Source organism: Saccharopolyspora karakumensis (genome assembly GCF_004349225.1).
GTDB lineage: Bacteria > Actinomycetota > Actinomycetes > Mycobacteriales > Pseudonocardiaceae > Saccharopolyspora > Saccharopolyspora endophytica.
The window spans coordinates 1-10044 of sequence record NZ_SMLA01000096.1 but is presented as its reverse complement, the minus strand read 5'-3'; the positions used below and the strand labels follow the sequence as shown (position 1 = coordinate 10044).

9 protein-coding genes are annotated in these 10044 nt (G+C 70.4%); all 9 read right to left on the bottom strand.

What is annotated here, in order from left to right; all coding sequences use genetic code 11:
• Positions 1-528: 528 nt before the first annotated feature.
• Positions 529-1803, bottom strand: coding sequence for a tyrosine--tRNA ligase (gene tyrS, locus E1202_RS30425; protein WP_132686758.1), 1275 nt, complete (start codon positions 1801-1803; stop codon positions 529-531).
• Positions 1804-1836: 33 nt separating this feature from the next.
• On the bottom strand, positions 1837-2451 hold the full coding sequence (locus tag E1202_RS30420) for a DNA-3-methyladenine glycosylase (RefSeq protein ID WP_132686760.1): 615 nt from the start codon (positions 2449-2451) through the stop codon (positions 1837-1839).
• A gap of 43 nt (positions 2452-2494) precedes the next feature.
• Complete coding sequence (gene argH, locus E1202_RS30415; RefSeq protein WP_165944037.1) at positions 2495-3916, bottom strand: argininosuccinate lyase; 1422 nt, start codon at positions 3914-3916, stop codon at positions 2495-2497.
• Positions 3917-4019: 103 nt separating this feature from the next.
• Positions 4020-4523, bottom strand: a complete 504-nt coding sequence (locus E1202_RS30410) for an arginine repressor (protein WP_132675190.1) — start codon at positions 4521-4523, stop codon at positions 4020-4022.
• Positions 4520-5443, bottom strand: a complete 924-nt coding sequence (gene argF, locus E1202_RS30405) for an ornithine carbamoyltransferase (RefSeq protein ID WP_132686757.1) — start codon at positions 5441-5443, stop codon at positions 4520-4522. The genes E1202_RS30410 and argF overlap by 4 nt, the downstream gene beginning before the upstream one ends.
• Positions 5443-6630 carry an acetylornithine transaminase gene (locus E1202_RS30400; RefSeq protein WP_132686756.1) on the bottom strand — a complete coding sequence of 396 codons (1188 nt, stop codon included), beginning with the start codon at positions 6628-6630 and terminating at the stop codon, positions 5443-5445. Before E1202_RS30400 ends, argF begins: the two co-directional genes overlap by 1 nt.
• A 71-nt stretch (positions 6631-6701) precedes the next feature.
• Positions 6702-7610: an acetylglutamate kinase gene (gene argB, locus E1202_RS30395; protein ID WP_132686755.1), complete on the bottom strand. Its 909-nt coding sequence runs from the start codon at positions 7608-7610 to the stop codon at positions 6702-6704.
• Positions 7607-8767 (bottom strand): bifunctional glutamate N-acetyltransferase/amino-acid acetyltransferase ArgJ, encoded by a 1161-nt coding sequence (argJ, locus tag E1202_RS30390; protein ID WP_132686754.1) that lies wholly within the window; start codon positions 8765-8767, stop codon positions 7607-7609. The genes argB and argJ overlap by 4 nt, the downstream gene beginning before the upstream one ends.
• Positions 8768-8795: 28 nt before the next feature.
• A complete protein-coding gene (gene argC / locus E1202_RS30385) occupies positions 8796-9824 on the bottom strand; it encodes an N-acetyl-gamma-glutamyl-phosphate reductase (protein ID WP_132686753.1) in 1029 nt (342 codons plus the stop codon).
• Positions 9825-10044: the final 220 nt, after the last annotated feature.

The window sequence follows — 10044 nt, the reverse complement described above, 5'->3', positions numbered from 1 at the left end:
GCATCACTGGTCAGGGGCATAAAAGAACACTAACCAAAACAGTCCACTGTTGAGTTCTCAAAGAACACACCCACACCATCGCCACAACCCCATTCAGGGCCATGAACTCCGGGGAGTCATTTCCTCGTCGCGCTTTCGCTGTAGTGAAGACTAGCAGGCCCTTTTTTCGGTCTCACCGGGGGGTAACCCTTATCCGGTGCCGCCGAATTCGGCTCGCTATTCTGCCCGGTAGCTTACCAAGCGCTATTTTCAATCAAAGAACAGGGTGGAAAACCGCGTCCGCGTCCCCAAGCCGATTGGCTTGCTCTTACTTTCTCGATTTCCCGGTCGGGGCGCCCACTCTACCATCCGGAGACAGGAGCTTGGTCCGCAACCCCGCGTCAGGCCCGGCCCGGTTTCCCGGCCCGTGTCGCTCTGACTCGGATAAAGCTACACGGTCCGTTTCGCGGGGGTCAAACCGGGGGGTCTTCACGCGAAACGGGGCGCTAACCCGCAGGTCAGCGCCCCGTTCCAGTGGTGGTGGCGGAGTCAGCTCAGCACCTTGGCGCCCGCGGTGTGGCGCTTGCCGCGACGGACGACCAGCCAGCGACCGTGCAGGAGGTCCTCCTGGCTCGGAGCCCACTCCTCATCCGCGATCTTGACGTTGTTGACGTACGCGCCGCCCTCCTTGATGGTGCGTCGCGCAGCGCCCTTGCCGTTGACCAGACCGGTTTCGACGAGCAGGTCGACGATCGTCGGACCGTCGGTCAGGCGCACCTCGGCCTGCGGGACGGCGGCCATGGCCGAGTCCAGCGTCGCCTCGTCGAGTTCGGCGATCTCCCCGCGCCCGAACAGCGCCTGGCTGGCGGCGATCACCTTGCGGGTCTGGTCCTCGCCGTGCACCAGCGTGGTCAGCTCCTCGGCGAGCCGCTTCTGCCCCGCGCGCAGCTGCGGGCGCTCGGCCGTGGTCTTCTCCAGCTCCTCGATCTCCTCAAGGTCGAGGAAGGTGAACAGCCGCAAGTAGTTGGGCACGTCGGCGTCGGCCGCGTTCACGAAGTACTGGTACCAGGCGTAGGGCGAGGTCAGCGACGGGTCGAGCCAGACGTTCCCGCCGCCCGTCGACTTGCCGAACTTGCGGCCTTCCGAATCGGTGACCAGCGGCAGCGTCAGCGCGTGCGCCGCCGCGCTCTCCTGCTTCCGGATCAGGTCCACCCCGGCGATGATGTTGCCCCACTGGTCGGACCCGCCGAGCTGCAACGTGGTGCCGTGCTTGCGGTAGAGCTGCACGAAGTCGTTGGCCTGCAACAGCATGTAGCTGAACTCGGTGTAGGAGATGCCGTCGGTCTCCAGCCGGCGCTTGACCGTCTCGCGCGCGAGCATCGTGTTCACCGAGAAGTGCTTGCCGACGTCGCGCAGGAACGCGGTGACCGACAGGTCGGCGGTCCAGTCCGCGTTGTTGGCCATGACCGCGCCGGTCGGCGAGTCGTCGAAGTCGACGAACGTCGACAGCTGGCGGTGGATCTTCCCGGTCCACTCGGCGACGGTGCTCTCGTCGTGCAGGTTTCGCTCGCCGACGTCGCGCGGATCACCGATCAGGCCGGTCGCCCCGCCCGCCAGCACCACGGGCCGGTGACCCGCCTGCTGGAACCGGCGCAGCGTCAGCATCGGGATCAGGTGCCCGGCGTGCAGGCTCGGCGCGGTCGGGTCGAAGCCCGCATAGAGAGTGAGCGGCCCGGTGTCCAGGTCTCGGCGCAGCGCGTCGAGGTCGGTGGATTGCGCGATCAGTCCGCGCCAGGCCAGCTCGTCAAGGATGTGCTCACTCACGCGGTCCAGTTTCGCTCATCCCCGCAAGCCGGTTTACGCCCGGGCTCGGGTCCGGCGTCGCCCGCCACGCCGGTAGGCGCTGACGGACTCCGAACCGTCGACCCACGACCGCCACGGCAGGTCCATGGCGGCGGCGACGCCGACGCGGGGACCGCTGCGGATGTCGTCCTCGGCGACCTGCGTGCCGTTGTAGAGGCGGACCGGCGAATCCGGCGAGGTCAGGTCGATGCCGTTGTGCTCGCGGGTGATGCCCAGGACTCCGGCGAGCCGAGCGGGACCGCTGGCCAGCTGGGCGTCCTTGCGGGCAGCGGGCTTGCGGCTGCGGGCGAGCTCGCTCCCGGTGGTGACCTCCCCGGCGCGCAGCAGAACCGCGCCGGGGACGCTGTCAGTCATGCACACCACGTTGATGCAGAAGTGCATCCCGTAGACGAAGTACACGTAGAGGTGGCCGGCGGGGCCGAACATGACCGAGTTGCGCTCGGTCCGGCCCCGGTAGCAGTGCGACGCCGGATCATCGGTGCCCCGGTACGCCTCCACCTCGACCAGGCGCACGGCGACCTCGCCCTCAGGGCTGCTGGACCGCAGTTCGCAGCCCAGCAGCCGGCGCGCGACCCACAGCGGGTCGCGGGCCAGCTCGTCGCTCGTCATCAGGTCCACGTTCAGCACCCTACCGGGCGCGCGCCGCCGTTGATCACTCCGACAGCCACCCGCGGTGCTCGTCGACGGCCGCCACGACCTGCTTGCGCTGCTCGGCGACCCGGCTGGGTGCGGTGCCGCCGTGCGAATCGCGGGACTCGATGGAGCCCGAGACCGTCAGCACGTCGCGGACCTGCGGGGTCAGCGCCGGGTGCGCTGCGGTCAGTTCCTCGTCGGTGAGCTCGTCCAGGCCGACTCCGCGCGTCTCGGCGGTGCGCACGCACTCCCCCGACGCCTCGTGGGCGACGCGGAAGGGCACTCCCTGGCGCACCAGCCACTCGGCGATGTCGGTGGCGAGGGTGAACCCGGCGGGCGCGAGCTCGGCCATGCGCTCGGTGTGGAAGGTGAGCGTGCCGAGCATGCCGCTCATCGCGGGCAGCAGCAGGTCCAGCTGCTCGACGGAGTCGAAGACCGGCTCCTTGTCCTCCTGCAGGTCCCGGTTGTACGCCAGCGGGAGGGCCTTGAGGGTGCTCAGCAGGCCCGAGAGGTTGCCGATGAGCCGACCGGACTTGCCCCGGGCGAGCTCCGCGACGTCGGGGTTCTTCTTCTGCGGCATGATCGAACTGCCGGTGGCCCAGGCGTCGTCGAGGGTGATGTAGCCGAACTCGGCGGTGTTCCAGATGATCACCTCTTCGGCGATCCGGGAGAGGTTGACCCCGATCATCGCCAGGCAGAACGCGGCCTCGGCGGCGAAGTCGCGGGAGGCGGTCCCGTCGATGGAGTTGTCCGTGGCGCCGCGGAAGCCCAGATCGGCGGCGATGGCCTGCGGGTCCAGGCTCAGCGACGATCCGGCCAGCGCACCCGAGCCGTAGGGCGAGTAGGCGGTGCGGGCGTCCCAGTCGCGGATGCGGGAGACGTCGCGCAGCAGCGCCTGGCAGTGCGCGAGCAGGTGGTGCCCGAGCAGCACCGGCTGGGCGTGCTGCAGATGGGTGCGACCGGGAAGCACCGCGTCCGGGTGCGCGGCGGCCTGCCCTGCGAGGGCGTCGACGACGTCGAGCACGCCTGCGGCGATGCGCCGGCCGGCGTCGCGCAGCCACATCCGGAACAGGGTGGCGACCTGGTCGTTGCGGGACCGGCCGGCGCGCAGCTTGCCTCCGAGGTCGGCGCCGACGCGTTCCAGCAGGCCGCGTTCGAGGGCGGTGTGCACGTCCTCGTCGTCGATGACCGGGGTGAACGCTCCGGATTCGACGTCGGCGGCGAGGGTGTCGAGCCCGGCGAGCATCGCGTCGAGCTCGTCCTGGGTCAGCAGCCCGGCGCGGTGGAGGACGCGGGCGTGGGCGCGCGATCCGGCGATGTCGTAGGGCGCCAGTCGCCAGTCGAAGTGCGTCGACAGGCTCAGCGCGGCCATCGCCTCGGCCGGACCGGAGGCGAACCGGCCGCCCCAGAGCTTGGTGGGCTCACTGCCTTGCTGCGTCACGTTCGGTTCCTCGGTGCTTTCTCGGTTGGCTTCCGGGCGGTTCGTCCGTCGAACCGCCCGCGTTCAATGTCCGTCGTGCCCGGACGGCTCGGACCAGCCTGCCCTACGCCTCATCCTCGACGTGGAGGCCGCCCGCTGCCATCGCGGTGAAGCGCTCGGCGAGCTCGTGCCCGGTCAGCGGCTCGCGGGCGACGATCATGACCGTGTCGTCACCCGCTATCGAGCCCACGACCTCGGTGAGCGCCGCGCGATCGATGGCGCTGGCCAGGAACTGGGCCGCGCCCGGCGGGGTGCGCAGGACGGTGAGGTTGCCCGCTCCGTCGGCACCGGCGAGCAGCTCGCCGAGCAGACGGCTCAGGCGCGAGGTGCCGCCCTGGACACCTCGGACCGGGCTGCCGTCCTCCGGGATGACGTAGACCGCCGCCCCGCCGTCCGGGCCGCGCAGCTTGACGGCGCCGAGCTCGTCGAGGTCCCGGGACAGCGTGGCCTGGGTGACCTCGATGCCGGCGTCGCCGAGCAGCTTGGCCAGCTCGGTCTGGCTGCGGATGTCCATCGAGGACACCAGTTCGACGATGCGCGCCTGCCGCGCGACCCGGGTCGTGCTCACGATCGTCGCACCAGCCAGGACAGCAGGGCCTTCTGGGCGTGCAGCCGGTTCTCGGCCTCGTCGAACACCGCGCTGGCGGCCCCGTCGAGCACGTCGTCGGTGATCTCCAGGCCGCGGTGCGCGGGCAGGCAGTGCAGCACGCTCGTGTCGGTCTTGCCGGTGGCGGCCAGCAGCTCCGCGTTGACCTGGTACGGGCGGAACGGGCTGACCCGGTCCTTGCCGTCGTTCTCCTGCCCCATCGAGGTCCACGCGTCGGTGACCAGCACGTCAGCGCCCTCGACGGAGCCCTGCGGGGTGTTGTGCAGCTCGACGGAACCGCCGGTCTCGGCCGCGCGCTTGCGGGCCGCTTCGAGCACCCACTCGGCGGGCCGGAAGCCCTCGGGGGCTCCGATCCGCACGTGCATGCCCGCGGTGACGCCACCGACCAGCAGCGAGTGCGCCATGTTGTTGGCGCCGTCGCCGAGGTAGGTCAGGGTCAGCCCGGCGAGCTTGCCGTGGCGTTCGCGGATGGTCTGGAGATCGGCGAGCACCTGGCAGGGGTGGAACTCGTCGGTGAGCGCGTTGATCACCGGTCCGCGCGAGGCCGAGGCCATGGCGTCGATGCGCGCCTGGGCGAAGGTCCGCCACACGACGGCGTCGACGTAGCGGGACAGCACGCGCGAGGTGTCCTCGATGGTCTCCTCGCGACCGAGCTGCATCATCCGCCCGTCCACCACGATCGGCTGTCCGCCGAGCTGGTGAATGCCGACCTCGAAGGAGAGGCGGGTCCGGGTGGAGTTCTTCTCGAAGAGCACCGCGATCGACTTGCCCTTGAGCACGTCGGAGCCGAGCGGATCGGCCTTGAGCTCGTCGGCGAGGTCGAGGACCTCGGCCTGCTCGTCGGGCGTGAGGTCGTCGTCGCGGAGGAAGTGCCGGGACATCAGTTCTCCTTGGCAGCGTCGAGCAGTTCGGGAAGGTCGGTGAGCAGTCGCTGCACCTGCTCACCGCGCACGACCAGCGGCGGGCACAGCCGGATGGCGTCCGGCTGGATGGGGTTGACCAGGTATCCGCGTTCCTGCGCGGCGGCCGCGACCTTGGCGGCGACGGACTGGGTGAGCCCGATGGCGACCAGCAGTCCGGCCCCGCGGACCTCGCGGACCAGCGGGTGGCCGAGCGCCTGCACACCGCTGACGAGGTCCTTGCCGACCTGTTCGACGTGGTCGAGCAGTCCTTCGGAGGCGATGGTGTCGAGCACTGCCAGTGCCGCGGCACAAACGATCGGGTTACCGCCGAAGGTGGTGCCGTGCTGGCCGGGGTGCAGCAGGTCGGCGGCGCCTCCGATGCCGATGCAGGCGCCGATCGGCAGACCGCCGCCGAGGCCCTTGGCCAAGGTGATCACATCCGGAGTGACGCCCTCTCGCTGGAACGCGAACCAGGATCCGGTGCGGCCGATGCCGGTCTGCACCTCGTCGAGGACCAGCAGCGCACCGTTGCGGGAGGCGATCTCGCGGGCGGCGCGCAGGTAGCCCTCGGGCGGGACGACGACGCCGTTCTCGCCCTGGATCGGCTCCAGGAACACCGCGGCCGTGTTGTCGTCCACTTCGGACTCCAGCGCGGCGACGTCGCCGTAGGGCACGTGCACCACACCGGCGGGCATCGGCGCGAACGGCTCCTGCTTGGCGGGCTGGCCGGTCAGCGCGAGCGCGCCCATCGTTCGGCCGTGGAAACCGCCCTGGGTGGCGACGATCTTGGGACGTCCGGTGAGGCGGGCGATCTTGAACGCCGCCTCGTTGGCCTCCGCACCGGAGTTGCAGAACAGCACGCGCCCCTGCCCGGCCACCCCGGCGAGCTCCAGCAGCCGCTCGGCCAGCGTCAGGCCGAGCTCGTGCACGTAGAGGTTGGAGACGTGGCCCAGCTTGGCGACCTGCTCGGACACCGCCTGGACGATCGCGGGGTGGGCGTGGCCGAGGGCGTTGACGGCGATCCCGCTGACGAAGTCCAGGTAGGTCTTGCCGTCGGCGTCGGTCAGCTCGGCACCGGAACCGCTGACGAAGGTCAGCTTCGGGGTGCCGTAGTTGTCCATCATGGACGCCTGCCAGCGCTGCATCCCGGTCGCGTTGGTGGTCATGCGTCCTCCGTGTTCTTGCGGGGCATCCGCACCCGGTCGGCCGACATGAGCGTGAGAAGCGGAACCGTCACTCATGCGTCCTCCGATTCGACGGGGAACACCATGGTTCCCACTCCGGCACTGGTGAAGACTTCGAGCAGGACGGAATGCGCCAGCCGCCCGTCGATGACGTGGGCGCGCGGCACTCCCCCGCGCACGGCGCGCAGGCAGGCCTCCATCTTGGGAACCATCCCGGAGGCCAGGCCCGGCAGAAGCTCCGCGAGCTGGTCCACGTCGAGCCTGCTGACCAGCGATGACTTGTCCGGCCAGTTGGTGTAGAGGCCTTCGACGTCGGTGAGCACCACGAGCTTCTCGGCTCCCAGCGCGACCGCCAGCGCACCGGCGGCGGTGTCGGCGTTGACGTTGTGCACCACGCCGTCGGCGTCGGGGGCCACGGTCGACACCACCGGGATGCGGCCGGCGTTGATCAGGTCCAGCACGGCGTCGGGGTTGACGTCGACGACGTCTCCGACGAGCCCGACGTCGACCGCCTCGCCGTCGACCGTGGCGGTGCGGCGGGCCGCGGTGAACAGCCGCGCGTCCTCGCCGGACATGCCGACCGCGTAGGGCCCGTGCTGGTTGATCAGACCGACGAGCTCGCGCCCGACCTGCCCGAACAGCACCATCCGGACGACGTCCATCGTCTCCGGCGAGGTCACGCGCAACCCGCCGCGGAACTCGCCCTCCATGCCGAGCCGGTCGAGCATCGAGGTGATCTGCGGGCCGCCGCCGTGCACGACGACGGGGCGCAGGCCGGCGAGCCGCAGGAACACCATGTCCTGCGCGAACGCGGCCTTGAGATCGTCGTCGATCATGGCGTTGCCGCCGTACTTGATCACCACGGTGGCGCCGTTGAAGCGCTGCAACCACGGGAGCGCTTCGACGAGGACGCTGGCCTTCTCGGCCGCGGTGGCCAGCCGATCGCTGGTGTCACTGGTCATGAGGAGTACGCGCTGTTCTCTTCGACGTAGTCGTGGGAGAGGTCGGTGGACAGGATCGTGGCGGCGTGCTCGCCGAGGTGCAGATCGATGACGATCTCGATCTGCCGCCCGGACAGGTCGGCCTCGCTGCGGTCGTGGGCGGTGGCGCCGTCGGTGTAGAGCGTGACGCCGTTGGTGGCGATCTCGACCTTGTCCACGTCGATCTCGGCCTGCGCGCGGCCCAGCGCCATGGCGATGCGGCCCCAGTTCGGGTCCGAACCGAACATCGCGGTCTTGACCAGGTTGTCCTCGGCGACGATCCGGCCGATGGTCACCGCGTCGGCTTCGCTGACGGCGCCGCGCACGGTGATGTCGATGGTCTTGGTGGCGCCTTCGGCGTCGTCCTGCAGCTGCCGCACCAGGTCTTGGCAGACGGTGGTGAGCAGCGCCGTGAACTCCTCCTGCGAGGCTTCGACGCCCGAGGCGCCGGAGGCCATCACCAGCACGGTGTCGTTGGTGGAGGTGCCGCCGTCGACGTCGAGCCGGTCGAAGGTGACCCGGGTCGCCGCCCGCAGCGCTTCGTCGAGGTCGGCGCCGCTGATCATCACGTCGGTGGTGATGACGCTGAGCATGGTGGCCATGTTCGGCGCGAGCATGCCCGCGCCCTTGGCGAACCCGCCGATCGACCAGCCGTTCTCGTGCGCGCGGTGGGCCTGCTTGGCCTTGCTGTCGGTGGTCAGCACGGCGGTCGCGGCGTCCAGGCCGGACTGCTCACCCGCGTCGAGGGCCTTGGCGGCGGTGTCGACGCCGGGCAGCAGCGCGTCCATCGGCAGCCGCTCACCGATCAGGCCGGTCGAGCAGACCGCGACCTCGATCGCTCCGGTGCCGAGGACGTCGGCGACCTTCTCCGCGGTGGCGTGGGTGTCCTGGAAGCCGCCCGGCCCGGTGCAGGCGTTGGCGCAACCGGAGTTGAGCACGATCGCGCGCAGCTTGCGCTCCTGGAGCACCTGCTGCGACCACAGCACCGGCGCGGCTTTGACCTTGTTGGTGGTGAACACGCCCGCCGCCGACTGCTGCGGACCGTCGTTGACCACGAGTGCGAGATCGCGCGCGCCCGCTGCCTTGATGCCTGCGGCGACCCCCGCCGCCCGGAAACCGGCGGGACCGGTCACGCTCATGTCTTCTCCTCGGTTCTGGTGGCGGGACTCACGGCGCGAGGCCGGCGGTGGGCAGTCCGGTGGTCTCGGGCAGGCCGAGGGCGAGGTTCATGCACTGCACGGCGCCGCCCGCGGTGCCCTTGGTGAGGTTGTCCTCGGCACCGACCACGACCAGCCGACCGGCGTCGGGATCGACGGTGACCTGCAGGTGCACGGTGTTGGCGCCGAGCGTCGCCGAGGTCTGCGGCCAGGCCCCCTCGGGCAGGACGTGGACGAACGGCTCGTCGCCGTAGGCGTCGAGGTAGACCTTGCGGGCGGCGGCGGTGTCGACGCCGCCGCGCAGCGGTGCCGAGCAGGTGGCGAGGATGCCGCGCGCCATCGGGGCCAGCACGGGCGTGAAGGACACCTTGGCCTTCTCTCCGGCCGCGGCGCTGAGGTTCTGGATCATCTCGGGGGTGTGCCGGTGGGCGCCGCCGACGCCGTAGACGCTGGCCGAGCCCATGACCTCGGCCGAGAGCAGGTGCGGCTTGAGCGCGCGGCCCGCGCCGGAGGTGCCGGTGATCGCGGTGACCACGACGTCGGGTTCGACGATGCCCGCGGCCAGGGCGGGCACGACGGCCAGCGACGAGACCGTCGGGAAGCAGCCGGCGACGGCGACGCGCTTGCTGCCGCGCAGCCGGTCGCGCGCACCGGGGAGTTCGGGCACGCCGTAGGGCCAGGTGCCGGGGTGGTCGCCGCCGTACCAGCGGGTCCAGTCCTCGGCGTCGTTGAGGCGGTGGTCGGCACCGCAGTCGACCACCACGACGCCATCGCCGAGCTCGGCGGCGATCGCCGCGGAGTGGCCGTGGGGCAGCGCGAGGAACACGACGTCGTGGCCGCGCAGCTGCTCGGCGGTGGTCTCGGCGAGCTCGCGGTCGGCCAGGGGCAGCAGGTTGGGGTGGTGCTGACCGAGCTTGCTGCCCGCGTTGCCTCCCGCCGTCAGCGCGCCGATCTCGACCTCGGGGTGCGCCAGGAGCAGGCGGAGCAGTTCTCCGCCCGCGTAGCCACTGGCACCCGCTACAGCAACCCTCACCGTCATACGGATGATTATGCACTGCTATGCAAAATCAATCAAACAGCTTTGCGGAGCCGAGCCCAGTTTCCCACGTCACACCCCAGCCCGGCCTGTGAAGTGGCACCGAACCCAGAGCCCCGCCCACCTGGGTCAACCAGATTTCCACTGAAGTCGGGGTCCCGATTTCAGTGGAAGTCGGGGGCTGATCTCCGCTGAAATCCGGTCAGGATGCGGTGTCGGGGGC